The sequence below is a fragment of the Candidatus Saccharibacteria bacterium genome, assembly GCA_016700315.1.
In the GTDB taxonomy this organism is placed as follows: domain Bacteria; phylum Patescibacteriota; class Saccharimonadia; order Saccharimonadales; family SZUA-47.
In genome coordinates, this window is sequence record CP065013.1 from 429655 (window position 1) to 455835 (window position 26181).

Annotated in this window: 39 protein-coding genes; 25 read left to right on the top strand and 14 right to left on the bottom strand. The window is 44.2% G+C overall.

Annotated elements, in window-relative coordinates; genetic code table 11:
• Position 1: 1 nt before the first annotated feature.
• Genes IPO96_02135 through IPO96_02160 form a run of 6 tightly spaced genes read left to right on the top strand, consistent with a single transcriptional unit; the run spans position 2 to position 4294 of the window.
• Complete coding sequence (locus IPO96_02135; GenBank protein ID QQS65331.1) at positions 2–445, top strand: hypothetical protein; 444 nt, start codon at positions 2–4, stop codon at positions 443–445.
• Positions 446–498: 53 nt separating this feature from the next.
• The gene (locus tag IPO96_02140; protein QQS65332.1) at positions 499–912 is read left to right on the top strand and encodes a hypothetical protein; all 414 of its coding nucleotides are present in this window, start codon (positions 499–501) and stop codon (positions 910–912) included.
• Positions 913–966: 54 nt separating this feature from the next.
• A complete protein-coding gene (locus IPO96_02145) occupies positions 967–2352 on the top strand; it encodes a ferredoxin reductase family protein (protein QQS65333.1) in 1386 nt (461 codons plus the stop codon).
• Positions 2349–3215, top strand: a complete 867-nt coding sequence (locus IPO96_02150; GenBank protein QQS65334.1) for a hypothetical protein — start codon at positions 2349–2351, stop codon at positions 3213–3215. Before IPO96_02145 ends, IPO96_02150 begins: the two co-directional genes overlap by 4 nt.
• Positions 3216–3221: 6 nt before the next feature.
• Entirely contained in the window at positions 3222–3803 is a 582-nt protein-coding gene (locus IPO96_02155; GenBank protein QQS65335.1) for a DUF4352 domain-containing protein, read from the top strand.
• On the top strand, positions 3803–4294 hold the full coding sequence (locus IPO96_02160; GenBank protein QQS65336.1) for a DUF4352 domain-containing protein: 492 nt from the start codon (positions 3803–3805) through the stop codon (positions 4292–4294). The genes IPO96_02155 and IPO96_02160 overlap by 1 nt, the downstream gene beginning before the upstream one ends.
• Before the next feature lies 1 nt (position 4295).
• Here IPO96_02160 and IPO96_02165 read toward each other — a convergent pair whose 3' ends face one another.
• From IPO96_02165 to IPO96_02185, 5 genes are all read right to left on the bottom strand, one after another.
• Positions 4296–5108: an RsmB/NOP family class I SAM-dependent RNA methyltransferase gene (locus IPO96_02165; GenBank protein ID QQS65337.1), complete on the bottom strand. Its 813-nt coding sequence runs from the start codon at positions 5106–5108 to the stop codon at positions 4296–4298.
• Between the two features lie 42 nt (positions 5109–5150).
• A complete protein-coding gene (locus tag IPO96_02170; protein ID QQS65338.1) occupies positions 5151–6185 on the bottom strand; it encodes a HAMP domain-containing histidine kinase in 1035 nt (344 codons plus the stop codon).
• 18 nt (positions 6186–6203) lie between these two features.
• Positions 6204–6872 (bottom strand): response regulator transcription factor, encoded by a 669-nt coding sequence (locus IPO96_02175; protein ID QQS65339.1) that lies wholly within the window; start codon positions 6870–6872, stop codon positions 6204–6206.
• A gap of 50 nt (positions 6873–6922) precedes the next feature.
• Positions 6923–7564, bottom strand: a complete 642-nt coding sequence (locus tag IPO96_02180) for a DUF1345 domain-containing protein (protein QQS65340.1) — start codon at positions 7562–7564, stop codon at positions 6923–6925.
• A 108-nt stretch (positions 7565–7672) separates the two neighbouring features.
• Positions 7673–8224 carry a hypothetical protein gene (locus IPO96_02185; protein ID QQS65341.1) on the bottom strand — a complete coding sequence of 184 codons (552 nt, stop codon included), beginning with the start codon at positions 8222–8224 and terminating at the stop codon, positions 7673–7675.
• A 170-nt stretch (positions 8225–8394) separates the two neighbouring features.
• On the opposite strand from IPO96_02185, the gene IPO96_02190 reads away from it, so the two are divergent.
• Genes IPO96_02190 through IPO96_02210 form a run of 5 tightly spaced genes read left to right on the top strand, consistent with a single transcriptional unit; the run spans position 8395 to position 10475 of the window.
• On the top strand, positions 8395–8817 hold the full coding sequence (locus tag IPO96_02190; GenBank protein ID QQS65342.1) for a DUF1801 domain-containing protein: 423 nt from the start codon (positions 8395–8397) through the stop codon (positions 8815–8817).
• Positions 8810–9163 (top strand): DUF1801 domain-containing protein, encoded by a 354-nt coding sequence (locus IPO96_02195; protein ID QQS65343.1) that lies wholly within the window; start codon positions 8810–8812, stop codon positions 9161–9163. The genes IPO96_02190 and IPO96_02195 overlap by 8 nt, the downstream gene beginning before the upstream one ends.
• A gap of 5 nt (positions 9164–9168) precedes the next feature.
• A complete protein-coding gene (locus IPO96_02200) occupies positions 9169–9588 on the top strand; it encodes a DUF1761 domain-containing protein (GenBank protein QQS65344.1) in 420 nt (139 codons plus the stop codon).
• A gap of 15 nt (positions 9589–9603) precedes the next feature.
• Positions 9604–10017 carry a VOC family protein gene (locus IPO96_02205; protein ID QQS65345.1) on the top strand — a complete coding sequence of 138 codons (414 nt, stop codon included), beginning with the start codon at positions 9604–9606 and terminating at the stop codon, positions 10015–10017.
• Positions 10017–10475 (top strand): VOC family protein, encoded by a 459-nt coding sequence (locus IPO96_02210; protein QQS65346.1) that lies wholly within the window; start codon positions 10017–10019, stop codon positions 10473–10475. Before IPO96_02205 ends, IPO96_02210 begins: the two co-directional genes overlap by 1 nt.
• A gap of 13 nt (positions 10476–10488) precedes the next feature.
• Here IPO96_02210 and IPO96_02215 read toward each other — a convergent pair whose 3' ends face one another.
• Positions 10489–10704 (bottom strand): DUF2892 domain-containing protein, encoded by a 216-nt coding sequence (locus tag IPO96_02215; protein ID QQS65347.1) that lies wholly within the window; start codon positions 10702–10704, stop codon positions 10489–10491.
• Positions 10705–10973: 269 nt separating this feature from the next.
• On the opposite strand from IPO96_02215, the gene IPO96_02220 reads away from it, so the two are divergent.
• The 3 genes from IPO96_02220 to msrA are packed head-to-tail and all read left to right on the top strand — an operon-like array spanning position 10974 to position 12480.
• Positions 10974–11282: a hypothetical protein gene (locus IPO96_02220; GenBank protein ID QQS65348.1), complete on the top strand. Its 309-nt coding sequence runs from the start codon at positions 10974–10976 to the stop codon at positions 11280–11282.
• Positions 11279–11995, top strand: a complete 717-nt coding sequence (locus IPO96_02225; protein QQS65349.1) for a DNA alkylation repair protein — start codon at positions 11279–11281, stop codon at positions 11993–11995. Before IPO96_02220 ends, IPO96_02225 begins: the two co-directional genes overlap by 4 nt.
• Positions 11992–12480 carry a peptide-methionine (S)-S-oxide reductase MsrA gene (gene msrA / locus IPO96_02230; protein QQS65350.1) on the top strand — a complete coding sequence of 163 codons (489 nt, stop codon included), beginning with the start codon at positions 11992–11994 and terminating at the stop codon, positions 12478–12480. The genes IPO96_02225 and msrA overlap by 4 nt, the downstream gene beginning before the upstream one ends.
• 5 nt (positions 12481–12485) lie before the next feature.
• On the opposite strand, the gene IPO96_02235 is transcribed toward msrA, so the two are convergent.
• The gene (locus tag IPO96_02235) at positions 12486–13094 is read right to left on the bottom strand and encodes a DUF2202 domain-containing protein (protein QQS65351.1); all 609 of its coding nucleotides are present in this window, start codon (positions 13092–13094) and stop codon (positions 12486–12488) included.
• Positions 13095–13275: 181 nt separating this feature from the next.
• On the opposite strand from IPO96_02235, the gene IPO96_02240 reads away from it, so the two are divergent.
• A complete protein-coding gene (locus tag IPO96_02240) occupies positions 13276–15687 on the top strand; it encodes a hypothetical protein (protein ID QQS65352.1) in 2412 nt (803 codons plus the stop codon).
• Here the strand turns inward: IPO96_02240 and IPO96_02245 are convergent.
• From IPO96_02245 to IPO96_02265, 5 genes are all read right to left on the bottom strand, one after another.
• Positions 15684–16175 carry a hypothetical protein gene (locus tag IPO96_02245; GenBank protein ID QQS65353.1) on the bottom strand — a complete coding sequence of 164 codons (492 nt, stop codon included), beginning with the start codon at positions 16173–16175 and terminating at the stop codon, positions 15684–15686. The two genes, IPO96_02240 and IPO96_02245, sit on opposite strands and share 4 nt — an antisense overlap.
• The gene (locus tag IPO96_02250) at positions 16172–17035 is read right to left on the bottom strand and encodes a DUF1295 domain-containing protein (protein QQS65354.1); all 864 of its coding nucleotides are present in this window, start codon (positions 17033–17035) and stop codon (positions 16172–16174) included. The genes IPO96_02245 and IPO96_02250 overlap by 4 nt, the downstream gene beginning before the upstream one ends.
• The gene (locus IPO96_02255; protein QQS65355.1) at positions 17032–17424 is read right to left on the bottom strand and encodes a DUF2177 family protein; all 393 of its coding nucleotides are present in this window, start codon (positions 17422–17424) and stop codon (positions 17032–17034) included. Before IPO96_02255 ends, IPO96_02250 begins: the two co-directional genes overlap by 4 nt.
• A 57-nt stretch (positions 17425–17481) precedes the next feature.
• A complete protein-coding gene (locus IPO96_02260) occupies positions 17482–17850 on the bottom strand; it encodes a hypothetical protein (GenBank protein ID QQS65356.1) in 369 nt (122 codons plus the stop codon).
• Between the two features lie 107 nt (positions 17851–17957).
• Positions 17958–18605 carry an HAD family phosphatase gene (locus tag IPO96_02265; GenBank protein QQS65357.1) on the bottom strand — a complete coding sequence of 216 codons (648 nt, stop codon included), beginning with the start codon at positions 18603–18605 and terminating at the stop codon, positions 17958–17960.
• A gap of 202 nt (positions 18606–18807) precedes the next feature.
• On the opposite strand from IPO96_02265, the gene IPO96_02270 reads away from it, so the two are divergent.
• The 9 genes from IPO96_02270 to IPO96_02310 all read left to right on the top strand — a co-directional run bounded on the left by IPO96_02270 (position 18808) and on the right by IPO96_02310 (position 24206).
• Positions 18808–19518, top strand: coding sequence for an aspartate/glutamate racemase family protein (locus IPO96_02270; GenBank protein ID QQS65358.1), 711 nt, complete (start codon positions 18808–18810; stop codon positions 19516–19518).
• A 25-nt stretch (positions 19519–19543) separates the two neighbouring features.
• Positions 19544–20272 carry a hypothetical protein gene (locus IPO96_02275; protein ID QQS65359.1) on the top strand — a complete coding sequence of 243 codons (729 nt, stop codon included), beginning with the start codon at positions 19544–19546 and terminating at the stop codon, positions 20270–20272.
• Between the two features lie 47 nt (positions 20273–20319).
• Positions 20320–20688, top strand: coding sequence for a winged helix-turn-helix transcriptional regulator (locus tag IPO96_02280; protein ID QQS65360.1), 369 nt, complete (start codon positions 20320–20322; stop codon positions 20686–20688).
• A gap of 192 nt (positions 20689–20880) precedes the next feature.
• A complete protein-coding gene (locus IPO96_02285; protein ID QQS65361.1) occupies positions 20881–21393 on the top strand; it encodes a sigma-70 family RNA polymerase sigma factor in 513 nt (170 codons plus the stop codon).
• Complete coding sequence (locus IPO96_02290; protein ID QQS65362.1) at positions 21390–22274, top strand: PepSY domain-containing protein; 885 nt, start codon at positions 21390–21392, stop codon at positions 22272–22274. The genes IPO96_02285 and IPO96_02290 overlap by 4 nt, the downstream gene beginning before the upstream one ends.
• Before the next feature lie 71 nt (positions 22275–22345).
• Entirely contained in the window at positions 22346–22906 is a 561-nt protein-coding gene (locus IPO96_02295; protein ID QQS65363.1) for a leucine-rich repeat domain-containing protein, read from the top strand.
• A gap of 24 nt (positions 22907–22930) precedes the next feature.
• Positions 22931–23194 carry a rhodanese-like domain-containing protein gene (locus tag IPO96_02300; protein QQS65364.1) on the top strand — a complete coding sequence of 88 codons (264 nt, stop codon included), beginning with the start codon at positions 22931–22933 and terminating at the stop codon, positions 23192–23194.
• Positions 23195–23271: 77 nt separating this feature from the next.
• Positions 23272–23913 carry a hypothetical protein gene (locus tag IPO96_02305; protein QQS65365.1) on the top strand — a complete coding sequence of 214 codons (642 nt, stop codon included), beginning with the start codon at positions 23272–23274 and terminating at the stop codon, positions 23911–23913.
• Between the two features lie 29 nt (positions 23914–23942).
• Complete coding sequence (locus tag IPO96_02310) at positions 23943–24206, top strand: zinc ribbon domain-containing protein (GenBank protein QQS65366.1); 264 nt, start codon at positions 23943–23945, stop codon at positions 24204–24206.
• Position 24207: 1 nt separating this feature from the next.
• Here IPO96_02310 and IPO96_02315 read toward each other — a convergent pair whose 3' ends face one another.
• Positions 24208–25272, bottom strand: coding sequence for a metallophosphoesterase (locus IPO96_02315; protein ID QQS65367.1), 1065 nt, complete (start codon positions 25270–25272; stop codon positions 24208–24210).
• 66 nt (positions 25273–25338) lie between these two features.
• Entirely contained in the window at positions 25339–25617 is a 279-nt protein-coding gene (locus IPO96_02320; GenBank protein ID QQS65368.1) for a YdeI/OmpD-associated family protein, read from the bottom strand.
• An 81-nt stretch (positions 25618–25698) separates the two neighbouring features.
• On the opposite strand from IPO96_02320, the gene IPO96_02325 reads away from it, so the two are divergent.
• Positions 25699–26115 carry a DUF1801 domain-containing protein gene (locus IPO96_02325; GenBank protein ID QQS65369.1) on the top strand — a complete coding sequence of 139 codons (417 nt, stop codon included), beginning with the start codon at positions 25699–25701 and terminating at the stop codon, positions 26113–26115.
• Positions 26116–26181: the final 66 nt, after the last annotated feature.

Below are 26181 nucleotides of genomic sequence, written 5' to 3' on the forward strand. Positions count from 1 at the left end.
CATGGAAGAGGACCAGCCGCTATCGACAGTTCGACCAACGATGCGTCAGCAGCAACTGCTAGAGTTTATTGCTGCTTTTATCGCCGAACACGGCTACAGCCCAAGTTATAGGGAAGTAATGAAGGGTTGTAACTATAACTCTGTCGCGACGGCGGCACTGCACATCCGTAATTTGATTGACCGTGGTCATTTAGTTAAACGTGGACGTTCGGCCCGGAGTTTGGAGCTGACCAAAGCTGTGGTAAAAGTGGAAGAGCTTGATGGCCCTACAGCCGCTCAGGAAAAATGGCTAGTAAGTACTATTAACTCAAAGTTTGATCAATATGAGAAGACACCGACAGATGAGTTGCGTGATGAACTTTATGTGCTGGTAGGCGCGCTGAAGGCGGTAGGCCTAGAAGATGCGATGCGCTCTTTTATCCCTCGACTTCCTAGAGATAACTAAGTTTTTCTGTAGGAGTATAATTTATAACATACAAGCGGTGGGTGAGATAAGAAATGAAAAAAAGCCTCAAGAAAACCAAGACAGAGTTGACGTATAGCCTGTTAATACGCTATCTGGTTAGGATAAATTTTACTGTTCTACTAACAATCGTTGGCATTGCTGCCATCGTCTTTTTTATCCTACTTATCAATAGCAACAGTTTAGCTTTGCAGATTATGAGCGAGGGTATCAAGGCGAATCAGCAGCGAACTATTGTTTATGGTTTGCTGATATTTATACTTTTGCTGAACGCCGCTTACACGCTATCATTTTTAAGACTTAGAAAAAATTATAAATCTAAAACCAATCAAAATAGTGATCTTCCAGTCAACAGCTATGAAATAAATATATTCTCGGCATTTAAAGTCTTTGACAAAGATAAATTGCGCAAAGATTTTGAGCATGATCACAGCTCGCGCGAAGCTTGAGTGGTGTTAATTGGTCCTATTGATGTCTTATAATAAGCATTAGATCTATAAAATATGACAGAAAAAGACTATAAGCTTTGGTTGCAGCGTTTTGGTGGCTGGATATTTATCTGGCTAGCTGTGTCTGTCGTGATTCTGCGCTGGCTGTCAATAAACCAACTCAGCAGCGTTTTTGGTAGTGCTAGCTCTTTTCTTTTGGCTTTTGGCCGCTTGACGGGCTTAGTCGGCCTAGTACTTTATGCAATTAACTTACTTCTCGCCGCGCGTACGCGCTGGATGGAAAACTTTTTCGGTGGTCTCAACAGAGTTTATATTGCCCATCATCTAACTGGCGGCATAGCTCTGATACTGCTTTGTTTTCATCCGCTTTTTATCGCGCTTAGGCTAGTCGATGTTCACGTACTGACGACACTACGGGACGCTGCTCGGTATCTTTTGCCGAGAGCAATGCCAACTGACACAACTTTTTCTGACTTTCAGACGGCTGCCTCTATCAACGCCGGCATCTTTGCTTTTGTTGGTATGGTTGCTCTTTTGGTGCTGACTTTTTTTGTCAAACTTCCTTATCGAATATGGTTAGCAACACATAAGTTTTTGGGTGTCGCCTTCATGTTTGCTGGTCTGCATACAATAATGATAAATTCTGAAGTTTCACGCGATGCGTTTTTACGTTACTACTTACTCTTGTGGGTGGTGATTGGTCTGTCGGCTTTTGTCTACCGCACCGTTATGAACAACATATTTGTCAGGCGGTATCCGTATAAAGTAAGTGATATTCAAGAATTTGCCGGCAAAGTAACAGGGCTGGTGCTTGAGCCGATGGAGAAAGCCCTGGATTTTAAGCCGGGTCAGTTTGTCTTCATTAGATTTTTATGGAGTGGCGCCGAGGGCGTGACTCGCGAAGCGCACCCTTTTTCGATTGCTAGTGCACCTCACGAAAGCGGCAAACTGGCGTTGTATGTAAAAAACCTTGGCGACTACACCAGCGGCCTTAAGCATCTAAAAGTCGGGACTGTAGCTGAGCTGGAAGGCGCATACGGAAAGTTTAGTTACACAAATTTTGGCGATCGGCCCCAAATTTGGATTGCCGGCGGTATTGGAGTAACACCATTTCTGAGTATGGCTCGCAGCTATAACCAAGATAGCCCCAATGTTGACATGATTTACTCGGTTGTAAGTCGTAGCGAGCTTCTCGACCAGAAAGCTTTGGCCGAGCTGCTACCAAGCAAGTTTAAGGGCTTTCGTTATTTTGCCTATGCAGGCGACGAACAAGAAGGCTTTTTAACGGCCCAGAAAGTTTCGGATATGGTAGGCGGGCTGGAAGGTAAGGAAGTCTTTATTTGTGGGCCGCCACCGATGATGAAATCTCTGCGCGGCCAGTTAAACAGCATGGGAGTTAGTAATCACCGAATCCACACTGAGGAGTTTTCAATGCAATGAGGCTAAAGAAGATAGTTACTTTTTGTCTGATTCTGACGCTTGGTATGATGCTGGTTATTTTACTCACCGGGCTGCTACTGCCAGAAAAAGTTTTGCTTAAACTTAGTGGTGATAAGAATGTTGCTCGAACAACCGACAGCTCAGCAGCCGATAGTCAGGCCATCGAGACCAAGAGCTCAGACGTCACACAGCAAGCGTCGGCGGGTTCTGCTGCGGCAACTACTCTTGGGCAGTCTCCAACGGCTACCCCAAATACCAGTACAACTGACAGCACCACTTCGACAACCAACGCGAGTGCGGTTGCGCCGACTTTGACGTTGGCCGCATCGCCGACCAGTATAACTGCTGGTGCAAGCTCAGTTTTGTCTTGGTCGGTTAACTCAAACGCAACGCAACTAGTTACTTGTATTGCCAGCGGCGGGTGGAGCGGGACGAAGGCAACTAGCGGTAGTCAGTCGGTTACACCTGCTAGCACTACCAGTTACTCTTTGACTTGTACTAACACCGCCGGAAGTAGTGGTACTAAAATAGTTAGCGTTAGCGTAAACGCTCCTGTAAGTCAGTGTAAAGCAGGCGGGGTTTGTACAGCGGCTGATATAGCCTCACACAATACTAATGGCAACTGCTGGGTGGGTGTGACGGGCGCTGGCTATAACAAAACGTATGTCATAACGTCCGGTTTTAATAGTTCACATCAAAGCGAAACTGGTAAGAACGCTGCTAGTTCTACCCGAACTTGTGGCAAGGTGATAAGCATTGGTACGCTGCGCGGATACGCTGGTGATCATTCGGGTAGCGCCACAATCGGCGGTCAGAACTTCTCATCATGGCTTAGTAGTTTCTATTATGCGGGTTATCAGTAAGAAACAATGAAAAACCCTAGCAAAACTATTGTTTTGAAGTCCAAGAACTGGCACCTAGCAAGTCTGATGGTGATTATAACCATTTCAGTCGCTATACTTTTTGTAGTCTTTTCTAGGCGCTTGGCCCGTATCTACAAAGACGATGCTGAAAGTAGCAGTGTTATCACCTCGGCTATCGGCCAAACTAACAGTAATGGTGTTTTTGAAATTACAGTAAGCGACATGAAGAAAGCTGGTTCTATCCAAAATTATTTCGAGCTAACTGCTGACGAACAGCCAATATGCCTTCCGGTAAAGATAAAAAATGTTAGTGGCAGCGAAAAGAAGTTTATTCCCATTGAAGAGATACGACTAGTTGGTGACGATAACCAAAGCTATACAATTGATTTTGTCCCGTCGTGCATAGGCGGTGTAGGCGGACCGCTACAGACAGGCGAGGAAATGTCAGGGGAACTAGGGTTTATCTTGCCCAACTTCCAAAATAATCAAAGCAGAAAAGTTTACAAGTTTGAGTATAAAACTATTGATAAAAATCTAAAATCTGTTATAATACCAGGTATATATAGTAGTGATATGGTGGTAGACTAATGAATAATCGAGCCAGTAGAGTAGTAAAAACCTTTTATGTAAGTAGCCTTTTTGGCGTTGTTGCCGTGCTAGTTTTTGTCGGCAATGTTTTTTTGCGTCCTAAGCCCAAAAACAGTCAGCTTACTGTAGAAAACAATCAAACAACTGCTGTGCTCGGACAGCAAACTAGTTCGCCTAGCAACAAATTAAATGTTATAGCCACCATCGCAAACCGTGAGAATGATTTGCTTGCCGTTACTGTGGAAGTTAAAAACCAAAGTAGTGATAGAGTAGAGTTCTCGCCTGGCTTGCAATTGAATTTAGTCGATAGCGCGTCGAAGCAGACTTTCTCGATCGTCGCGCCGAGCGGAAAAACCTTTTACGGCGGCGGGCCTTTAGAGCGGGGAGCTGTATCATCAGGAACAATATATTTCACCGCGCCCCAAGATAGATCGTATCAACTGGTTTACACTGAGAACGGCGTAGCTAGCGCTGTAGCAGACATTAAATAGTTTAGTCTTGAAAGCCGATAGGCTTTTCGAGTACGGCAATAAAAAATCCTATAGAATTTTGGCTAGGTTCAATTCTCCAGGCCTCTGCGCATGCAAGCTTCGGTAGCTTGTCTAGACTCAAAGCAGATTGTATAACATCAACATCAACGTGAAGCGCTTTGTGTATGACTCGTTCGTTCTCGTTTTTGTTTAGCGTGCAGGTGGCGTAAACCAAACGGCCTCCCGGCTTGAGAAGTTTCCAGGCTGCTTTTAGGATTTTGATCTGAAGCTGCTGCAGTCGTTTAACCTTTGCGCTAGACCAGGCAGTTGTTTGTTTGTCGTTGCCAGTCAGGGCTAAACCTTCGCCAGAACAAGGTGCGTCTATTAGAATCCGGTCAAAACTTTCTGGAGGGTATTGATCATAGATCTTGCTCGCATCGTGTTTTGAGACAGTCGATTTTACGCCATGCTTAAGGAATAGTCTTTCCATACGTTTAATTCTCTCAAAGGATAAGTCGTTAGAGTGTAGATCCAGCTCTTGCAAACTGCTAGCATAAAGTGACTTCATACCAGGAGCAGCGCAAACATCAAGTAAACGTTGCTCGTCTTTCAGCTGTAGTTGGTGCACGGCGGCCATGCTTGCGAGGCTCATACCCTCAGCCTGCAATTCTTTTAATTCTATGGCCACGTTAGTTTGTTTGGCCATCTTTGACCATTTTATTTGACGTCCATTTATTTGATTCAACGGATCAAAAAATGATGGCAGAACCTGAGTCTCGCGAAGATATAAACCTTGCGACTGCAGATACGAAATTATTTGGTTGCGGCTGCCCATAACTGTATTATAAAGAAAACTATGAAGCTGGTTATCAACATCTTAGGCAGACTTCAGTATTAGAGTGAACGTTGATCCTTTTCCCACTTTGCTGGTTACGCTAATTTCAGAGTTTTGTCGATCACTTAAATCTTTTGCAATCGATAGTCCAAGACCAAAACCGCTAGATTGAGCTTTGTTTCTTGATTGGTCTGCTCTATAAAAACGATCAAAAATATGCGGTATATCTTTGGCTTCTATTCCAATACCGGGGTCAGTAATACTGAGCAAAACTTTAGACTGTTTTCTTGCTGTTGAAATCTTGATAACTGATTTTTCTGGGGAGTATTTTATGGCGTTATCAAGAAGAATTGAAATTATCTGAGTAAGTGATTGTGGGTTGGCTTCTACAGTATGGTCTTTAGCATTGTTGTCGATAGTGATCTTTTTAGTTTCGGCGTAAACTCTAAGAGAATCAGTTGCAGAGTTTATTGACCCCAGTAACTTTACTTTAGAAAGCGACAAGTCAGCATGATCGTTTTTGGCTATTCCTAGTAATGAGTCCGTTAAGCGTCTTAGTTTCTCAACCTCTTTGACGTTCTCTGCTAGAATCTCGCGTGCTACTTCCTCGGTTATTGTTTTTCTTCTCAGCACAACTTCGTTAGTAGTCTGTAGTGCGGTTAGGGGGGTTCTAAGTTCGTGGCTAGCATCACTGACAAAACGAGTTTGGGCATCTATAGCAGCGTGAATTGGCGCAAGCGTTCTTTTGGCGAGGTAATAACTAAACCAAGCCCCCAATATGAGCGCGCTGATGTTTATCAAAATAAGTTTCCCTACCAAGGCCGTTCTAGCTTCTTGGCTTCGTTGCTTCTGGAAGTCGTTAAACAGACTTCTACGACTTGGTCCAGGACGAGTGATTTCAATTACATCACCAGTCTGGTCCCTCAAAAACTCTAGTCTATCACCTGCAACTGGACGATTTAGTTCGTTCACAGAAGTACGATAAATCACTCCACTGAATCCTATGCACATTGCCATGATTATCCCGAGATATGTTGCCGCTAACTTGGTTTTTGAATCGGAAATAAGTTTTTTCATTGTTAATAATTATAACTTTTATTCTGAGAGACGGTAGCCAAAACCTCGTATAGTGTGAAGAAGTTGTTTTTTGAACGGCTTATCAATCTTTCTTCTTAGGTAGTTAATAAACACCTCAACATTGTTCGGCAAGATATCTGAATCAAAATCCCAAACGTGGGCAATGATCTGGTCTTTACTAAGAACTTTGTTGTTGTTTCTCATCAAATATTCCAAAATTGCATACTCTTTTGAAGACAATCTTATTTCTTTGCCAGCTCGCTCCACCCGTCTCGCATTCGGGTCGAGTTTGAGATCGGCAACTTTAAATACTTCACCAATTGAATCGTTTGGACGGCGCATTAGAGCACGAATTCTGGCCAAAAGAACATCAAACGAGAATGGCTTGGGCAGGTAATCGTCCGCACCGTTATCGAGCCCGTGTACAATATCCCCAACCTGGTCACGGGCTGTAAGCATTAGTACAGGCGTATGGTTTCCCTCGGCGCGTAACTTCTTGCAGACAGTGTAGCCATCCATGATTGGTAACATGACGTCGAGCAAAATTATGTCGTAGTTATCAGCGCTTGCGCTTAAGTACCCTTGCTCACCATCGTATGCTACATCAACAGCGTAAGACTCTTGCTCTAAGCCTTCTTTTAAGGCATTGGCAATCCGGTGTTCGTCTTCTATTACTAGTATTTTCATAAGATTATTGTCCGTCTAGTTACTTAAAAAAAGCTTAAATTTGCGCATTATCAGCTGCTGAGACTCGCCACGAAATTTATTGTGGTTGCGATGATCGCAGTTCCGAACAAGAATGAAAGCAGGGCGTGCTTGATTGCGAGTTTTCTAAACTTAGTAGTAGTAAAAGCCGTGTCAGACACCTGGTATGTCATGCCAATTGTAAATGCAACATAGGCAAAATCCATGAAATTTGGTGAATGGTTAGATCCAAAATCTATGCCGCCGTTTGTACCCTTATAATAAGCGACAGCGTAACGAAGTGTGTAAATGCTATGCACGCACGCCCAAGTAATGATTATGCTCGCGAGCCCAATGCCAACGTTTGTTAGTGACTTATCGCCACTTGTCAGTAGGTACGCTACGGCTGCTACACTAGCTAATGCACCAACTGTAAGCACGCTATCCAAAAAAGTTTTAGACATGTCATCTTGATGTGCGATTTGCTCTGTCGATTCTCCGTCATGACCAGAAAAGTCATACCAAATCATAGAAACAAGACTGAGGGCTACGGCGTCCCAGCCCAAGATGAGCGCTAGCTTGGTTTGTACAAAATAACTGAAAATTATTGTTGATCCTAATCCCAGCACAAATGCTATTACAAATCTGGTTCGTTTATTACGGTATTTCTTTCTTGCATTGCTCTGGCTAGCCATAATGCTCCTTTTTAAAGATGTTAAGTGTCAGAATAGTACAATAGCCACCATTCTCTAGTTACATTTGAAGCTGTCCACTTCAATAGCCTGAGGCAGTTTTGGAGTACCCTATAAGCTCATCATTGTTGCATCACCTGGCACTTCGAAAAGGGCAGACTCGACGCTCCAGCTAGTGCAGGACATTTCAAAATTGGAGTCTGTCGGAATACCCTGGTTGGATGAACTCGTAGTTGTTGTGCTACTGTTTGTTTGTTGTTTGAGTTTCTCTAAATCAAAGGTAAAGGCCAGCTTTTTGCCGTTGGATTCAACAATAGAGTAAGATTTGCCATCTCTTATAATCTGAGTTAGATTTCCGCTGTTGTTTTGGTCGGTAAGACTAGTCATATCTATGCGACTTTTGCCCTGACCGTCTGTGTACATAACGGCGTCAGCTTTGCCGCCTGCACCCGTGTAACTAAAGTTGCATTTTTGGGGCTTACCACTTGCCCTTAAAGTGTCGATTGATTGAGATTGAGCAGCAGGCTGGTTTACAGTATTAGTGCTTGCTTGCTCGGTTGTTCCTGAATTAGAAGTAGTTTTGCCGCTATCTCTAGTAGCCACATAGACTCCCGCTCCGACCAGAATGGCTGCCACAGCGCCGATTATTAGTTTTTTGTTCATCTAAATAGCTCCTCCGCTTAGTAATTTAATGTTACTCCTCTGGATGCTAGTGGGCAAGGCGTTTATTATTATTTGCTTCCAGATATATAATTGATATACAATCGGTAGTTCCCAAATCGTATGGGATGCTAAATCTAAAAAATGGTAAGACCAGAAAGAAGGGTAAAGCTATGAACATGTTCAAGTCAACGAGCGCAAAAACTGTAGAAGAGTACCTAGATGCAGTCCCTGATGAACGAAAGGAAATAATCAATACCCTGCACACTTTTATTCAAAAAGCTGTACCCGAACTAAAGGCCTATTTTGCTACTAACATGATTGGCTACGGCAACTTCCCTTACCGCAATTACAAAAAAGAACTTATATCGTGGCCACTAATCGCCTTGGCCAACCAGAAACACTACATCAGTATCTATGTTTGCTCGGTTCTGGATGGTGAGTACATAGCCGAAAAATATAGGAACAACCTAGGCAAGGTAAGCGTCGGCAAAAGCTGTATCCGCTTTAAAAAGCTGGAGGACATTAATTTAGACGAGCTAAAAAAAGTTTTGCAGCTTGCTGCTCAACATCCGGGATTAGGTGCCAATGTCTAAGGTCGATGTTGTAAGCCAATATATCGCAATGTTCCCAAGAGACACCCAATCTCGTTTAAACGCCATTCGCTCAATTATTATTGATCACGCACCCGACGCTATCGAATCAATTAGTTACGGAATGCCAGTGTATAAGCTCAATAAAAAACCGCTCATATATTTTGCTGGCTACCAGAATCACATTGGTATTTATGCCACACCGAACGGCCACGAAGAATTCACGAAAGAGTTTAGTAAATACAAACAGGGCAAAGGCTCGGTACAATTCCCGCACGACCAACCTTTGCCTGTCGATCTTATTAAAAAGGTAGTACAATTTAGGGTACAAGCAATAATAGGAGGGTAAGTCTAATGGAAATTAATTGGGTAGCGGTGTTGGCGGCGACTGCAGTGATGTTCGCTGTCGGGGCATTTTGGTACATGTTGCCATTTGCCAAAATTTGGGGCAAAATTCACGGCTTTGACAAACTCAGTAAAAAAGAGCAACAAGAAATGCAAGCCAAGATGGGTCCTTGGTACGGAGCCCAGTTAGTATTTACTGTAATTTCATCAACTGTACTTACCGGCATGCTAATCCAGATGCCAACAGTATCACCATACAAAATTGTATTTATGACCTGGCTTGGTTTTGCATTGCCAACCACTGCCGGCAACATGATTTTTGGCGGAAGTCCCGAGGGATATGTTTGGCACAAAATAGTCATCAGTAGTGGCGAAATCTTAGTCCGACTGATGGTCGCTGCCTGGGTAATTAATGCAATCATAAGATAGTGGAGGTAGATTAATATGGCAAGTGTCATTACTCATTTTGAGGTATATGTAGACGACCTCGATAGGGCAAAGAATTTTTACAAAAACGTCTTTGGCTGGGCCTATCAAGATATGGGCGCAGACTTTAACGACTACGTGGTAGTTTATCCTGGAGGAGAAGTTACCGAAGGCCAAGCAAAGCTAGGCATCAACGGTGGAATGATGAAAAGATCTGGGCCGGCACCTTCTGACGACAAAGCTAGCCCAAATGCATATGTTTGTATGGTAACGATTGACGATATCGCCTCTAGCCTAGAACTAGTAAAACAGCACGGCGGACGAATCGATATGGATATCATGGACGTGCCGACTGTCGGCAAGTTAGCATACATTCGGGACACCGAGATGAATCTTGTCGGGGTGCTTCAGCCAGCCCCAGAAGGAATGTAGTGCAAAAAATAACTGCTAATCTATGGTTTAACGGCAATGCGCGCGAGGCGGTCGAATATTACACCTCGGTCTTTCCTAATAGCAAAATTACTGGCGGCAGCACATACCCAAACAGCCAAGAAGACGGTTTAGCCGACTTTCAGCTTGATCTAGCTGGTAAAGATTTAACAATCGACTTCTCATTAGATGGTCACGACTTTGTAGCAATTAATGCCGGGCCCGAATTTTCATTTAATGAGTCAGTCTCGTTCGCAGTCGCCTGCAAAGACCAAGCCGAAATAGATTATTATTGGTCAAAGCTATCGGCACACCCCGAAAACGAACAATGCGGTTGGTGCAAAGACAAGTACGGCCTAAGCTGGCAAATTGTTCCGGCCGACATAAGCGAACTCATGAAAAAGCCCGACGCTTTCAAAATCATGATGAACCAGAAAAAAATCGTTATTGCCAAATACTAGTAATCAGCGATACCTAATTGGGGCAAGCATTGATCTTACGACCAACAAGTTTATTTAGAATACATACTTTCATGACACCCGAAAGCATTAATAAAACACCTACCACCCCAAGTACCCACGCCCAATTCCCCTTTAGAACTACAACCGCCAAACACTCTACAAAAGCCCCAACAACAAGCCTAATCGTACGACCTGTTTTCCCGCTCGCAAAATCGACAAATTTTTCCACTTTAGAGCACCTCCTTAATGATTCAAGTATACTACATATATGACAGGTTCTGTGTTTGAGGAAATCCCCGGTATCGGTGCCTCACTGGCGTCGGATATCGAATCACTTGGCTATGCTTCTATCATCGACCTTCGTGGCGAAAGGGGGGGGGGGGGGGGGGGGGGTGGGGGGGGGGGGGGGGGGGGGGGGGGGGGGGGGGGGGGGGACGGTTAAAATGGTGGAACTGGAAAGATGATTTATGAAATACGTTGCGCTACTAAGAGGAATAAATGATAAAGGTTGGGGGGGGGGGGGGGGTTGCCCATCCAGACGAGTGGCTGAATGATACCGAACAGAAAAGCGATGTACTGTATTTATTCCCCGAAGTAGACTCACCGGACATAGTAGACAATATTGGTTACCGTCCAGAGTTTGAAACAATTCACTACATTCCGGGTGCGCTCATCTCAAATGTACCGCGCAAGTCCCAGCCCAAAAGCTGTCTCATTAAACTCGTCGGTACGCCGCAGTACCGGAGTATGACCATCCGTAATGTCACTACCGCACGAAAATTGGCGCAGTTGGTACAGGCTCAATGACAGCAGAAGATCTAAAAAGTGAGCTAAAGAAATGTGCAAGTGATATAGACGCTGCGAAATTGGGTTGGTTTTTCAAAACTGGCCCGGGCCAGTACGGCGAAGGCGACGTTTTTATTGGCGTGCGCGTGCCGCAAACCAGAAAGGTTTGCAAAGACTTTAAAAACCTCTCCGCTAACGAACTAAAAAAACTTTTGGCCAGCCCGTTTCACGAACACCGCCTAGCCGCCACAATCATTATGTCTGGTCAGTACAAAAAAGCTGACCCTACACTCAAACAACAATTATTCGACCTGTACCTTTCGGCCCTAGACCAAAACCAGATAAACAACTGGGATATTGTCGACACAAGCTGCGAGCACATCGTTGGAGCCTACGCTAAAGAGCATGGCGCACAAATTTTGTTTGAGCTTGCCCGGAGTGACAAACTCTGGCACAAACGAGTAGCGATAATCAGTTGTTTTGCCTGGGTGCGTAAAAAACAAGTTGGGCCAACCATCGAACTAGCCGAAATACTGTGGCCCGAAAAACATGATCTACTGCAAAAGGCGGTCGGCTGGATGCTGCGCGAAGTTGGTAAATACGTCGATGAGAGTTTGTTAACTGACTTTCTCGATCGTCACGCTCACGAAATGCCCCGCACCTGCCTTAGGTATGCAATCGAGAAACTTACACCACAGCAGAGAACATACTATATGAAAATGGGTAAATCATGAAAAAAACATACTTATCCGGTGGGTGCTCTTGGGGGTTGGAGGAGTTATTTCGTACGCAACCTGGTGTGGTCGATACTGAAGCCGGTTACACTGGTGGGCACAACCAAAATCCAACTTACAATTTTCACCCTGGGCATGCCGAGGCGCTAGCAATCACTTACGATGAAACCAAAACCGATCTCGAGCATTTGCTCGACTTTTTCTTTCGTATCCACGACCCAACAACCAAAAATCGTCAAGGTAATGACCTTGGCGAGTCGTATCGCTCGGCCATTTTTTATCAAGATGAAGACGAAAAACAGCGGGCCGAGCGGTTTATTGAAATAGTAAATAAGCGTGGCGATTGGGGTAGACCTGTGGTGACAACTCTAGAAAAATTCACTAAATTTTGGCCCGCCGAGGGCTACCATCAAGACTATCTGCAATCCAACCCCGGAGGCTACACCTGCCATTTTATTCGTAGTATCCCAAGTTTTTTGGAGTAGGCTAATTAAAGTTGTCGGTTGAAGGCCCGAAGGTGGTTTTCTGAGCCGGCACGTAGGCTGTCGAGAGTTGATATTACATCTTGATCAGTTGCGTTGGCTAATTGATTGGTAATGTCAGCAATATCTTTTTCCTCGACGGCGACACCAACTTTGTATGCATCTGTAGCACTTTGTTTACCTTGTGCAAGTAAGTCATCGTATAGTTTTTGCAACTCGGCGTTCTTAAACACACCAATTTCGGTTGATCTTGGGTCGGCAATCCCGCGAGCATTTAGCAGTGCAAGTACTTTTGATTGATGAGTCTGCTCGCTCTGAAGAATATTGCCAAAAACTTTTGCCCCCCAAAGTTCGTACATCTTAGTATAAATATCTTGCGCTAACTTCTCTTCTTCTATTAGATACACAAGTAGCTGTTCGGTTTTCTGTTTGTTGGCAGTTCCTTGTTCTATTGGCTCATCTGTTATTTGCGTAGGTGTGGCCGTACTGCTATTGGGCGTCAAATTCGTGGTTGACTTTTCCTTACTGCTAAGTCGCCAGCCGAAGTAACCACCAGCAAAAAGCAGGGCAAAAGACAGAACGATCAATCCAGCTTTATTAATTTTCATCTTTTTCATGATAATTATTCCTCCAAGTAGGAATATACCTAAGTCAACTTAAGATTTGCTTAATCTTGGCTGAAAAGTGTCTTTATTATCATAGACTACTCCTATCAATTGATAGTTTTATCAACTATAAAAACATTGTAATTCTGAAATAATAGGAGCATAATCAGTTCATATTTTAGGAGGATTTTTCGTGAAAAAGAAAATAAGTTACCTACTAGCGAGCCTAACGGTCTTATTAAGCCCTCTAGCACTTTTCGGCAAGGTCCACGCGGCAGCCGACACCTGTACCTGGACTGGCGCTGTTAATAACACCTGGAGCAATGGAGGCAACTGGTCGGGCTGTGACAACGGCGGTGTGCCAGAAAGTGGCGACTCGCTGATTTTTGCTTCCGGAGCGAGTAATACGAACCCTAATGTGAACGATATTGCAGGCTTGAACCTTGATAGCGTGCAGTTTAACGGCAGTGGTTATGTGGTGAGCGGCAACTCGATTAACCTGACGCCAACAGGTGCGCAGAGCCTGAGCATGTGGGGCTCAAACAACAACTGGGCCATTAGCACGACAGTCAACGGTAGTAGTGCGACCTATAGGAGTACAGGTACAGGGAATGCGGTGACAGGCCCAACAACGCTTAACCTAAATGTCGGACAAGACTTCAGCCTCTCGGCTGGTCCTGGCTCCGACTTAAACATGGCAGGGTCAATAAGCGGAAGCACGAACTACTTTGTTACATCGACATCAGGTGGAACGGTTCGCCTCGGAGGAGCTAACACCTTTACAACGACCAATCGAGCTACCCTCTTTGCGCATACCATTATCTGTGAGTCTGCAACTTGTCTTGGTGATGCGGGCAATCTTGTCGAGCTGCGTAATAATGCTGATCTTCGATTTGATACAGCAGCAACATTTGCCAACGACATTGAATTCTATGAGTCGACAGCGACGATCTCTACTCAAGATCAGACAGCAACAATCTCTGGGAACATTGCAATTTCGGGGGCGAGTGCGTCGGCAATCATTGAGCCTGGTGCGTCGGCATCACTTGTTTTGAACGGAACCATGAATCTGGGTACTGGTACTATGAACTTTGGCGGAAACGCTGAAGTAATCCAAAACGGAATTATTTCCGGCTCGGGTAATGTGATTAGTAATCATGCTCTTGTGCTTAGCAGCGCAAATACGTACGCTGGTTCGACACTGGCAAATCCAGGTGGTCGCATAGTAGCGCTCAATGATAGTTCACTAGGGACTACCGCTGGAGATACCTATATAGATAGTGGGGCGTCGCTTACGTTTGAGAGTATTGCCGGCGATATAACGATAGACGAAGATATTTCTGTAAATGGTGCAGGCGATACAGGCATTGACGGCGCTATCTATATTTACGATACGTCTAATAGTGTGACTTTGACAGGTAACATTACGCTTAATGGCGACACAACTTTTGGTAACGGTCTTGCAGGTAGCTCGGTGCTAAGGCTTGCCGGCGTGATATCTGGTACGGCCAATATGACATTTACTGGGGTCACTGGCGCAGCAGGATTTGACATGAGCGGTGCATCAGCCAACACCTATGTTGGTACAGTCACTGTCACAGGAGCCCGATTATTTCCCGCAAAAGCAGCAAACGTAACGGCAATTACGGGTGATTTAGTTATTGCTGGCGATGGTACTGATGATGGTCATGTTGAGACATCGTTTAGTCAAAGTATTGCCGATACATCACACATCACACTCACAAATAACGGCAGTTCAAAGGGTGTATTAGCAATTGGCAGCGGCTCAACTGAAACTGTTGGCTATGTTACCGGCGATGGCGATATAACTATTGGTCATTCGGCAGCCCTCAATGTTGCATCAAATAGTGATTTCACCTTCGGGGGACGCATAGGACAATTTAGCAACTTTGTTTTGGACCAAACATTTTTCCGTAAAACCGGTAGTGGCATACTGACGCTGACTGGTTCTGTAGATAAAGACTCCTTCACAAGTGCAGTGCGACCCATTATTACGGTCGATGCTGGCTCGTTGGTGATGGGCAGCAGCTCAAACTATGATGAAGCCCGCTTCACCGTTTCAAACGGAACAGTGCTAAAAGGGACGGGAGTCGCGGGTGTAACTACGGTTGCTAATGGTGGTGCCGTAAACGTCGGTAACAGCCCTGGCTGTATGACCATGACGACACTTACACTTAACGCAGGTGCAGTCTTCACAGAAGAAATTGCAGGCACGACAGCGTGCACTCAATACGACCGAACCACAGTTACGGGCGCAGCGGTGCTTGGTAATGCTAGCTTGAATATTGTATCCACTGTTACACCGGCAGATGGTACTGTATTCACAATCCTAACAGCTACAAGTGTGTCAGGTACTTTTAACGGACTAGCAGATGGGGCTGTAGTTACAGTGAGCGGCGTTTCTTATCGCATTAACTATACTGCTACTGCCGTAACGCTTACCAAGTTGTCTGGTACTCTTGCGAGCACCGGCTCAAACAATCCATTAACTGCAACTAGTTTTGGTTTTTTGTTGAGTGGCTTGGCAATTGCGCTTAATCTTGTTTATCGTAGGAAGACAGCTCGAAGTCTGGCAAGAAATTAAATATTTCTACTGTCATACGCCCAGTGAAGTAGAGCTTGTCTTTGCCGGCGACGGCAAAGCTGGTCGCCAGGCACACAGCTAGCTTGAACCTGCGCTAGGTGACGAGACATTTGCCGCCAACGATTTATTTGACGTGTATCTTCCTTTGGTAATCGCCGCCCCATAAAGTACCTGCAGTACCACTGAAACCAGCCTCGTGGATCCTCTGGACTGATCCAGCCATTAGCTTGCCACTGCTGTCGGGTTTGTGAGGCGTCGATATCAAAGTAGTTTAGGTGTGAATCATGCCCATAATTTGACAGTTTGGCATTCTTGAACCAGCTGGCAGGATACTCTTCTATCTCACCTTCAAAGTAGTTGCCGCCAAAGACACCTAGTTCTAACATTTGTCGGGGCGTTAACTGCGGCTTAAAATCTAGCTGGCCAACTGCCGCAGTAAGCTTGTAGCAGTAGCCTGGCTGTAGTGGGTCGTTTGATGTGATGGTCATTTAACAAATGGTATGAGCGGCGCGGTTTTGGCTTTATAATCCTTCCAGCCCGGGCGCTTGCTTGAGCTTTTTTCGGCTAGTGGTAGGCCAGAGATAAAAACAATCAGGTATGTAATAAAAGCAGCCCCGCCAATCCCAACCCAGCCGTGGGCCGTACCCAGAGACATAACTGAAATTCCCCACCACATAGTGATTTCGCCGAAGTAATTTGGATGACGCGTAATGCTCCATAGACCACTAGTCATAAGCCTACCGTGGTTGCTTGGCTTTGATAAAAATTGTTTAAGTTGCCAGTCACCAATTGACTCAAAGGCAAAACCCTTTAGCCATATGATAAGCCCTAATGTAGTCCAAATTGTCCAATTAGCATCACTGGCCAGAGTTATGTGAATTACAGCAATGCCTACTATCAGTGCCAAGGCCGCCTGCGTTAGGTATAGTCTTAGATAAACTCGCCACGCTTTTTGGTCTGGCCAATCGCTCATTAGTTCGGTGTAACGGCGATCTTGAATGCTAGATCTTTGCAAGCGCCGGCTGATGTGCCAAAAAAGTCGGAACCCCCAGATGCTTGCTAGAGCACAAACTAAAAGCTGTGGGTCGAACTGGCTGATTGTACCTTTCTGCAAAAAGAACCCAGTCCAGGCAATGGCAATAAAAGATAGGCCCCAACCAGCGTCAATGTAGTCGTAACGCTTATTGCGGTTAGCTACCAAGAATACTGCACTCATGACAACTACTGCGCTCAAAAAACAGACCGCCATTCTGCCAAGCAAGCTTCCAAGCATGTTATTAATCATCAGAGTATAAAAACAAGCGCCAAGATAAATGACAAAAAACCCAACAAAAGCTCTTTTTATCATCTATTTAGCACCGTAAATGCTAGGCCTGCTACAGTCGCTGTGAGTAGTGTTCCCCAGATAAGATCTACGATCACTACTGTGCTAGTGAAGCCTTTTAAAGTGGCTAGGTTAGTTAGGTCATAGGTTGCATAAGCAGCAAAGCCAAAAACAGCGCCGTATTTCACAGCGTGAGACAGAGAGCTCTTTTCAATTGCTGGGTTGATAACCAGCAGAACAATCCCAATAACGTAGATTATATAAAATAGTAGTGCCGCTAACATGTTAGGGTTTTCGAGCAGCAGGCCACCAATCTGTGATCGGTAAAATTTCTTGGCGATCACACTCAGCCATACCGCATCAAACGCACCCATTATTACACCCGTTACAACAAAATTTTTAACAAAGTCCATGCTTACTCCTTCTAAGAGTATTGTACAGTAATCGGACGTAATTTTGGCAAGCTGTGGCTAGTTGATCGTATTGCTGGGAGCTGTAGTCGGGTTTGTAGATGGGGCCTGTGTAGGCACTTGACGAGTATTGTATCGTAAGCCGCCCCTTGGGCCATCAAAATTATTTGGATCTCGATCAAACATCATATTTCTGCTTTGCATCCGTCCCCTCATAACGTCGTGATGGTCGTTAAATCCAGTTTCTCGTCCGGCCCAGAAACTTATAGCACAGAGTGCTATAAGCGCGAGCGTGCCGACAATTAGTTTGCTGTTGCCGTTGATTGCATTGGCAGCAAGACTCGTCTCAATCCTTTTAGTCGAGCTGATCGGCGAGCTCAAAGCCTCTTCATCGATTATCTCTTCTGTCGTAATGACTTTTTTAGCCATATTTTATTCCTTTACTGAATTATTTATAAACTCAAGGTACAAAATAAAACTTAAAATTAGCTTGGAGTTGCGGGCTAGTTTCATGGCAATGGTTATAAAACTTTAGATTATATGGGGAGTAATATCGTTTCTATCTCAGGTAGGCTCGAAACGATATTTGTTGCAATGGATTCTAGTTTTGAATTTTTAAACGTGATCGAAACTCCGCATTTTTCAAACAGGGGCTTGTCGTTTGCCCCATCTGCGACAACTGCCATTTCACTTGGATCAATGCCGGAATCTCTAGCTAAGTCTTGTAACTGTTTTTGTTTCAGCTTTTCTTCTTCATCATGGTAGGTGAAGCTTACAAACGTACCGTTTTTGTCAAAAACAACATCTGCTCCAGAATACTTATAGTCGATGCCACCTAGATTACTAGTGATACTGTGCACTACTTCATCTGGCGCCCCAGAAATTAGTGCAATCCTGTAGCCAGCTTCTTTTAGGGTTTTTACAATTTTTCTTGCACCCGGCTTCCAAGTGTAGCTGTTGCAAACTTCTAGGTATTTATCGAAATTGGCTTGTTTGTGACTTTTGAAGATTGCATTAACTTCTCTTACCCACTGGCTGTTTGAAAGTTCGCCTTTTTGGTTTGCAAGCCACAACCTTTCATCTTCTTCTCTGGTCATGCCAAACGCGGTGTTGAGTTTCTCCCATGAATTATCATCGATCAATGTGTGGTTTATATCGAAGATAACCAGCTTTATCTTAGCCATAAGTGTAGTATAGCAAATTGCTTGCGCTACGATAATTGTTATGTTATTATAACGCTATGAAAGTGAGCAACATGTCATTAAACATACGATCTCTGTTTGCTCATGTCTATTTTTACCACGGGGCTTAGTCAGCTAAGTCCTTATTTTTTTGCATAAAACCTATAATATTAACTTACAAAAGCCTTAGAAAGGGTTTTTTACTATGTCCGCAATTGGAATTTTAGGTGGTCTCGGGCCACAAGCAAGCGCAAAGCTTTTGGATCTAATAATACAAAAAAGATCGAAACAAGAAGGTGTAAAATTTGATGACGATTTCCCAGAAATTGTACTGTTAAATATTCGGGTGCCAAACTTTATTGATGGTGAAGAAAACCTTGATAGAGTCAGGCAAATTCTGATTTCAAAGACGAAGGTACTAGAGCAATCTGGCTGTACTATTGCTGCAGTTGCATGTAATACTGCCCATATTTTTCTGCCAGCGATAAAACGTTCTAGTAGCTTGCCTTTTTTATCTATCCCAGAGATAGTCACTGAGAGGATTGGACAATTAGGATTTACAAAAGTAGGTCTCATTGGTACAAAAAACACACTCCGCTCAAGGATGTTTGACGAAGCATTGACGCCATCTTTGATTATTCGTCCTAATACGGGATTAGCTCGACAAGCAGAGGAGTGCATATTGAACCAAATAAGTGGCAACATTACAGCGCAGGAAAAACTTGGTTTCAGAAAAAGTGTTAGTCAATTCATGGCTGAGAACAGACTTGATGGAGTAATTTTGGGTTGCACTGAGCTGCCGTTAGTTTTTGGTGAAAGCAACAACAATCCGAAGATCATTGATACGCTAGACATACTGGCAGAAGAACTGTTGAACGTGTACTATAACAATGATGAAAAAAGACGTACTAGTTAAGGCTTTGTAGCTCGCCAAAGAAGCTGTGCTGCGGTTCGACCATAAGAACGTCAAGACAGAAACCAAGCAAAACGCAGGTGATTTACTGACGGCTGCTGATCTTGCTAGTGAGAAGGTCATTATTGATACCATCAAACAGATTTTTCCTGACGATGTGGTAATGAGCGAAGAGTCGAGCGATTACAAAAAAATGCTACAGCAGGGTACAGCTAGTTTCACTGGCTGGGTGACTGATCCGATTGATGGCACAAATAACTTCAAAAGAGGTTTTAACTATTCGGCAATCTCACTTGCATATGTTGACAAGGGCGAAGTGCTGCTGGGTGGGGTGCTGAACCCTTACAATGGTGATACATACATTGCTGAAAAACACAGAGGTGCTACGCTCAATGGCCAAAATATATCTGTTGGCAATGCCAAGGCTTTTGATATGGGTACGCGTGTCTGTACCTGTAACACGTACGAGGAAAACGATAACCGAAACATTAGGATGCTTTTGAATTTAGGCAAAACTTGGTTCGACGTCCAAGGCAGTGCGGTGTTGGCGATGTGTGATGCCGCCTGCGGCAAATTTGATCTGTTCTTTCATGATGGCTTAAAGCCTTGGGACAATGCCGCAGCGTTCTTAATAGCCAAAGAAGCAGGTGCAAAAATAGTAGGTTTAGACGGCCAAGCTGTCGACTGGACAAGCCCAGAGATACTAGTAGGGAATGCTGATTTAGTAGGTCTTTTTGTTTCAAAGAATAAACCTTAAACAATGTTGCTCTTGACTTAAGGGAGGCACGACTGTAGTATATGAATATGAGTTCATATACTACTGAAGCGTGTATGTCGCAGCAATCACTCGATGAGTTAGTCGCGCTTATGAAACTACTTAGTGATCCTACTCGTCTTAAAGTTTTGCATACCCTAAGGAGTAAAGGACCGCATTGTGTTGGAGACTGCATGTGCCACCTACCTGGTGTTTCACAAAGCCTACTGTCGCACCACATTGCCGACTTACGAGAAGCAGGCTTGGTCGTTTCAGAAAAGAAGGGGCTGAAAGTATATTATTCGCTTTCATCACGCGGCCAAGAACTAATGGCCATGCTAACCAAACTAAATAAAGGAGAGAAGGACATGGACGGATGCCAATGCAGCGGCTGTACTTGCCAAAGCTGCAAGTGCTAAGTAACAAAAATGACCCCTCAAAAAAGGGGTCATTTTAGTTTCGTAGTGTTTTTATGCAACAAGTCTCTCGGGGGGTTGTATAAAAGAAGATCAATAAAGTGGGGGGCAACCCTGCTTGCCAATAGCCCTAGCAGTATTTCACTCTGGGAGAGGCCTATTTTGTACCCCGTTTTCTACATGTATAGTAGGGGTATGAATATCGGCGATTTTTACGATCAGTATGTAGAGAAAGTTTACAAGTTCTTTTACATAAAAACGCTCAACCGGCACATAGCAGAAGATTTGACCAGCCAAACCTTCGTAGCTTTGGTTGAGAGTTTAGGTAGTAAAAAAATCGATAATCCCCAGAAGTACCTTTACGGAATTATGCGCAACAACTGGACGGAGTTTCTAAAAGACAAGTACAAGCAGCAGGTGCAAAGCTTAGAGTCGATTGAAAACTTTGAAGAGTATGCGCAAACTGAAACGCTTGAGTTTGAGCTAGCGGGCAGCACCCATGATCGGCTGAAGCCCTTCATAGACCGTTTGCCGCCCAAACAGCAAGCCGTGCTAACTTTAAGGATTTTCGATGGCCTAAACGTGCGGCAAACAGCCGAGGCAATCGACCGAGACGTCAACTATGTAAAGGTTACTTACCGTCGGGCTATCGCTCGGTTGAGGCAAAATATAAAAAGTCCGTTTTTGGATGGAGAGGAGATAGCATGAAGAAAATGCCCCGCGACTTAAGGCGTGTAGTCCACGATGATCGCTTGGTGATTAATCCTGCATTTCGTCGAAAACTCAAAAACGAAATATTAAGAATTCAGGAAGGAAGCGCAATTATGGCAAAAACGAATAAAAAGTCAGCTAACAAGTTATCATTTCTCAAAACGTTAAATACCGTCCCCGGTGTGGCCGCGCTGGCCGTATTGATTGTCGTAGGCTCGGTGACTGGGGTTCTGGCCTCTAACCACGCCCGTAAGGTTAGCGAGAGAAGCTCGGCGCTACCTAGCAACCTCGAAGGTTTAGTCAGCATGGAATCCGTACGTGCAACAGCCTTAGCCGAAAATCCAACAGCCCAGATAACTGGCATTGAGTTAGAGAATGAAGAAGGTGTTTTGTACTATAAGGTACGTTTCGCTGACGGTAGTTTTAAGCTTTATGATGCCAAAACCGGCCAACTAGTTGTTAAGCCAATTGACGAAACAGCAGAAAAAGATGAGGCAGTGCCAGCAGACTTTAAACCAGCGGTAACGCTTGATCAGGCTCGCACCACGGCTCAAGCAAAACGACCAGGCCAAACCGTGGTAAAGATCGAGCTAGAAGTTGAAGACGGAATCGTTGTCTACAGCGTACGTTTTGCGGATGGCAGCCGTGTAGACGTAAACGCTACCGATGGTTCGGTTGTCCGAGTAAAAACCGCTGATAGCACTACTAAGACTGAGAGCAGCAGTGACGATTCTAATAACGAAATAGAGACAGAAGATGAAAAGTCTGGCAGCGATTCAGGAAGTAGTGATCAACGAAGCGGTGATGATTCGCATTCAGGAAGCTCTGGCTCCGGCAGCTCAGATTCAGGCGGCTCTGGCTCTGGCCACGATGATTAGCTTAATAAACTCAACCTATTACCCAAAACATCAATCAATACGGCGCTTGCTAGAGATGGTAAGATAGACTTATGAGCAAAAAAATATTCGCGGGCCTAATGATGGTGATAGTATTTACTGGCTTTATATTTTACGTACTTTCAAAAAAAGACAATGAACAGCCCAACATTACCTCTACTACGACAGCCTCCAAAGGCGAGCTTAATAAAGCAGGCCAAAATTTGAGCCAGGTATCCTCAGAAATTTACAACCAAACAGATACTATGGTTTTGGTTTTTTCTAACAACAGTCTAAAGAGTCTGCCCAGCGAAATGGGCAGAATGGTTAATCTGACTACTCTAAAACTTGACCACAATCAGCTTGAGGGTAGCCTCATAGGCGAGATTAGGCAAATGCAAAATCTCAAAATTCTTGATGCGAGCTACAATAAGATGACAGGCATACCTGCCGAGATAGGGCAGCTAAAAAACCTCCAAAGTCTTGATTACAGCTACAATCAGATTACTGATCTGCCAAATGAACTAGCAAATCTCAAGAATCTAAAGCTGCTAAACCTTACTGCCAACCCAATTTCGACAGACAAAATCCAAAGCCTCAAGGCGGCATTACCGAAAACCAACATTATTTTCTAGAGTCCGTTATGGGATAATGAGATCATGAAAGTAGTGATAATTGACGTACGAGAACCGTTTGAATTTGCCAGCGGTCATATAAATGGCGCCATCAATATCCCGCCCGAAAAGTTTGTTAGCGGTACGCCGGAAGAGTTAAAAAATGTCGACAAAGAGACGCGGCTAATCGTTTACTGCAGAAGCGGCTCTCGCAGCAATTCGGCAATTCCATTCTTTAGACAAATGGGGTTTACTAACATCGAGAATGGCATTAATCAAGATCGTTTGAGGGCAAAGTACGGGGTCTAGCACAGAGCGGCTAAGCTGGAGTTTGAATCTATTTGCTTGGGTTGGTATTATTTAAGCATTAATTAAGGGGAGTCTAGATGAAGAACAAAATAGTCATGACATTAGTAGCTATAGTGCTTGTTGGTGGTGGTGTATTTTGGTTGATGGGCAAAGACAAGGACGATACCAAATCAACCAACAATTCTACTAGTGCCAATAATACTTCGCAGGAACAAAAGCCAACAGAAGCGGATAATGGCTTAAAACTTATGGCGCAGACAGTTGGTCAACAAGCTGACTGCTCTACCTACAACTTCTCAGAGCTACAAAAAATATGGGGCGTGCCGTTTGTTGATACAGACATAAATAAGGTCAGCCAGCTTTCAACCAGCGGAGGCAAACTTTATTCTTGCACCTACAACGAAACCGACAGCGGCCAAGGCGCAACTTTTGCCATTGAATATCGGGAACACCCTAGCGTTGACTCTGCGAAGCAAAGCATTGCCGACACTCTTAGCACCGAAAAATATGGTGACAAAGTTTATTACATCAGAGAAGATATAGCGGGTGTTGGTGACCAGGCGTTTCATTTTACCCAAAATACCGACAGCCCTAAGAATCGACAAATGTTTGTCCGTAAAGGCAACGTGGTTTTTATGCTTTCCGGTGTTAACCTTGCCGGCGCTAGCGCTGACTACAAAGACAAGCTTAAAGCTTCATACCTTCTTCACTTTAATTAAATTTGTGTAAACCAAACAAGGAGATAACTATGGCCAAACAGTGTCAAAGTTGTGGGATGCCGCTACAAACCAGAAAAGCTGGAGACTGCCGTGGGTCCGAAGCCGACGGCAGTAAGAGCGAAAAATGGTGCAAATTGTGTTATGAAAGCGGCGCTTTTTTAGGCCCCAATCGTACCATCGATGATATGAAAAAGATTGTTGATGATACTTTGGTTGAAAACGGTAGTGGGCGGATTATGCGCTGGCTGGCCCAGAAACAACTCCCCCGCCTTGAACGCTGGAAAGCTAAGTAACTTACTCAGACGCAATAGTGAAACTATCTTTAATTTCGCTAGTTTGATTTTGTACGAACTTAGCTACTAGCCTATCGCTACTAACGCTAATTTGGAGTGCTCCATAAACCGAATCACTGTTACCACCATAGTAAGATTCAAAGAGGTTGAGACTAGCGGAGTTCATATTTATGGGACGTTCCTCCGCGCCGCCACTTCCAACAATTGCTAAGACACTTCCTTCAGACTTAATGAACTTGCCGTTTTTCGCTGACTTTGCGCAACTTTCGGGGTTAATACTGAGTGGCGATATTGTTTTGCAATCATCAGATATTACCAACTGCTTACTGCGCATATAGGCATGTTCGTGACCTTGTAGAATTAAGTCTACTTTCTGGCTGACCAGTAGGTCGCTAAGATCTTGCCCGATTTCACAGCTTTTTATACCAACGCTTATGCAGTTCTTGTGCATTGCTACGACTACCCATGAAATGTTCTGCTTTTTAGCTTCTGAGATTGTTTCTTTTAGCCAGGTGTAATCGGGATCATCCTTAGTAAATTTAGCTTTGTGACCACCCACTTCGATATCGGGCGAGATTACGATCATCCTCGCAAGTTTTTGGTAGTCAAAGTAGTACGAATCAGGGTATGAGCCAACTAAGTTTGGTATACGATTTGGCAGACAAGCCGAAAATTTCTCAATTTTTGCTAATGGTTCTATATCGTGGTTGCCAGCAACAAGCTGGAACGGGGCATTTACTTTGGCGTTAATCTGATTACACCATTCCTTTTCGCTTGTTTTGCTGTAGCTAAAGTCACCCAGCGCAAGAACAAAGTGAGGCTTGCCATTGGCTAGGTTGTCGAGAGTCTGACCGAATCTCTCACCGATATCGAAGTCGCCCACAGCAGAAAAAAATAACTCATTTTTTGCGATCTGGGAGCTAGGTTTGTACGAAGGACTTACGTTTGTGTATATGCTAGAGGTATAGCTTGAAGCAACTAAAAGACCAGCTGCAAATGTTATCGCACAAACTACAATAAGCACAGAAAAACGTGTAGATTTTATAGCGTCAAAGTTTAACTTCATTATTGTAATTATAACATTGGATCACTAAATGCTTACGTCTGTTATAGGAGTTGCAGAAAGATGAAATTACTTCTTGACCCAAGGTTTTTTGCCAGGTCGATGCGAACAGCCCTGCCAGCAGCATGGTCGGCGCATGCCAGAATGCATTTTGGATTTGCCAACTTCAATTCTTCTAGAGCGCGTTTCGGCCTTTTTGGCTTCTTCGACCCAACAAATCCACTCATTGCGCGCCAGTGGCGTAATATCTTGCCACATCTCAAGCATTTTTTGATCAGCCAAAATAGCTTTTTTGAGGTCGTTGGGTAAATTGTGTACGGTTCCGTCAGCTAATTGATGAATATTCATGAACCTATAATACTACAGGGCAAAATATGTTGCTGTTTTGAAAAATGGTAATGGTAGTTAGTAAGAGTGTATTATGTCTATATGGCACAACAACTAAAGACTCAGCAGCGTGATGATTCGGTCGAAGACTTCATTCAAAGCTTTCCGGCAGAAGATATCGACGACGCCAAGAGGCTGTGCGATTTAATGTCAAAATCTACGGGCGAAAAACCAGCTCGATGGGGCAACAAAATCGTTGGCTTTGGCAAATACACCTACAAATACGCCAGTGGACGCAGTGGCGACTGGCCGCCAGTGGCCTTTGCCCCAAGAAAGGGCGGCATGACGCTATACCTTATGGACGGACAAGATAAGTATAAAGAAGAATTAAGTGGCATGACCGTGGCTGGTTCGGGCAAGTCCTGCGTGTACCTAAAACGCCTAAATCAGATTGATCAAACCAAACTTGCAGCAGTTATCAAAAAATCCTACCTCGCGATAGTGGCCGCTCATAGCTAATATGCTTTCAGGATGGGTACAACACGACGCGGTATCGTATAGGACAAAAAGCTAGGGTAGTATTGT

Excerpts from the sequence above, each read along its gene's own strand:
- IPO96_02145 (QQS65333.1), top strand. The coding sequence starts at position 967 with ATGACAGAAAAAGACTATAAGCTTTGGTTGCAGCGTTTTGGTGGCTGG.
- IPO96_02140 (QQS65332.1), top strand. The coding sequence starts at position 499 with ATGAAAAAAAGCCTCAAGAAAACCAAGACAGAGTTGACGTATAGCCTG.
- IPO96_02315 (QQS65367.1), bottom strand. The coding sequence starts at position 25,272 with ATGAAGTTAAACTTTGACGCTATAAAATCTACACGTTTTTCTGTGCTT.
- IPO96_02200 (QQS65344.1), top strand. The coding sequence starts at position 9,169 with ATGGAAATTAATTGGGTAGCGGTGTTGGCGGCGACTGCAGTGATGTTC.
- IPO96_02170 (QQS65338.1), bottom strand. The coding sequence starts at position 6,185 with ATGAAAAAACTTATTTCCGATTCAAAAACCAAGTTAGCGGCAACATAT.
- IPO96_02205 (QQS65345.1), top strand. The coding sequence starts at position 9,604 with ATGGCAAGTGTCATTACTCATTTTGAGGTATATGTAGACGACCTCGAT.
- IPO96_02280 (QQS65360.1), top strand. The coding sequence starts at position 20,320 with ATGAGTTCATATACTACTGAAGCGTGTATGTCGCAGCAATCACTCGAT.
- IPO96_02320 (QQS65368.1), bottom strand. The coding sequence starts at position 25,617 with ATGAATATTCATCAATTAGCTGACGGAACCGTACACAATTTACCCAAC.
- IPO96_02155 (QQS65335.1), top strand. The coding sequence starts at position 3,222 with ATGAAAAACCCTAGCAAAACTATTGTTTTGAAGTCCAAGAACTGGCAC.
- IPO96_02285 (QQS65361.1), top strand. The coding sequence starts at position 20,881 with ATGAATATCGGCGATTTTTACGATCAGTATGTAGAGAAAGTTTACAAG.
- IPO96_02255 (QQS65355.1), bottom strand. The coding sequence starts at position 17,424 with ATGGACTTTGTTAAAAATTTTGTTGTAACGGGTGTAATAATGGGTGCG.
- IPO96_02150 (QQS65334.1), top strand. The coding sequence starts at position 2,349 with ATGAGGCTAAAGAAGATAGTTACTTTTTGTCTGATTCTGACGCTTGGT.
- IPO96_02260 (QQS65356.1), bottom strand. The coding sequence starts at position 17,850 with ATGGCTAAAAAAGTCATTACGACAGAAGAGATAATCGATGAAGAGGCT.
- IPO96_02195 (QQS65343.1), top strand. The coding sequence starts at position 8,810 with ATGTCTAAGGTCGATGTTGTAAGCCAATATATCGCAATGTTCCCAAGA.
- IPO96_02270 (QQS65358.1), top strand. The coding sequence starts at position 18,808 with ATGTCCGCAATTGGAATTTTAGGTGGTCTCGGGCCACAAGCAAGCGCA.
- IPO96_02325 (QQS65369.1), top strand. The coding sequence starts at position 25,699 with ATGGCACAACAACTAAAGACTCAGCAGCGTGATGATTCGGTCGAAGAC.
- IPO96_02235 (QQS65351.1), bottom strand. The coding sequence starts at position 13,094 with ATGAAAAAGATGAAAATTAATAAAGCTGGATTGATCGTTCTGTCTTTT.
- IPO96_02160 (QQS65336.1), top strand. The coding sequence starts at position 3,803 with ATGAATAATCGAGCCAGTAGAGTAGTAAAAACCTTTTATGTAAGTAGC.
- IPO96_02290 (QQS65362.1), top strand. The coding sequence starts at position 21,390 with ATGAAGAAAATGCCCCGCGACTTAAGGCGTGTAGTCCACGATGATCGC.
- IPO96_02185 (QQS65341.1), bottom strand. The coding sequence starts at position 8,224 with ATGAACAAAAAACTAATAATCGGCGCTGTGGCAGCCATTCTGGTCGGA.
- IPO96_02245 (QQS65353.1), bottom strand. The coding sequence starts at position 16,175 with ATGACCATCACATCAAACGACCCACTACAGCCAGGCTACTGCTACAAG.
- IPO96_02190 (QQS65342.1), top strand. The coding sequence starts at position 8,395 with ATGAACATGTTCAAGTCAACGAGCGCAAAAACTGTAGAAGAGTACCTA.
- IPO96_02310 (QQS65366.1), top strand. The coding sequence starts at position 23,943 with ATGGCCAAACAGTGTCAAAGTTGTGGGATGCCGCTACAAACCAGAAAA.
- msrA (QQS65350.1), top strand. The coding sequence starts at position 11,992 with ATGAAAAAAACATACTTATCCGGTGGGTGCTCTTGGGGGTTGGAGGAG.
- IPO96_02295 (QQS65363.1), top strand. The coding sequence starts at position 22,346 with ATGAGCAAAAAAATATTCGCGGGCCTAATGATGGTGATAGTATTTACT.
- IPO96_02180 (QQS65340.1), bottom strand. The coding sequence starts at position 7,564 with ATGGCTAGCCAGAGCAATGCAAGAAAGAAATACCGTAATAAACGAACC.
- IPO96_02305 (QQS65365.1), top strand. The coding sequence starts at position 23,272 with ATGAAGAACAAAATAGTCATGACATTAGTAGCTATAGTGCTTGTTGGT.
- IPO96_02220 (QQS65348.1), top strand. The coding sequence starts at position 10,974 with ATGATAAAGGTTGGGGGGGGGGGGGGGGTTGCCCATCCAGACGAGTGG.
- IPO96_02225 (QQS65349.1), top strand. The coding sequence starts at position 11,279 with ATGACAGCAGAAGATCTAAAAAGTGAGCTAAAGAAATGTGCAAGTGAT.
- IPO96_02135 (QQS65331.1), top strand. The coding sequence starts at position 2 with ATGGAAGAGGACCAGCCGCTATCGACAGTTCGACCAACGATGCGTCAG.
- IPO96_02265 (QQS65357.1), bottom strand. The coding sequence starts at position 18,605 with ATGGCTAAGATAAAGCTGGTTATCTTCGATATAAACCACACATTGATC.
- IPO96_02175 (QQS65339.1), bottom strand. The coding sequence starts at position 6,872 with ATGAAAATACTAGTAATAGAAGACGAACACCGGATTGCCAATGCCTTA.
- IPO96_02300 (QQS65364.1), top strand. The coding sequence starts at position 22,931 with ATGAAAGTAGTGATAATTGACGTACGAGAACCGTTTGAATTTGCCAGC.
- IPO96_02250 (QQS65354.1), bottom strand. The coding sequence starts at position 17,035 with ATGATAAAAAGAGCTTTTGTTGGGTTTTTTGTCATTTATCTTGGCGCT.
- IPO96_02165 (QQS65337.1), bottom strand. The coding sequence starts at position 5,108 with ATGGGCAGCCGCAACCAAATAATTTCGTATCTGCAGTCGCAAGGTTTA.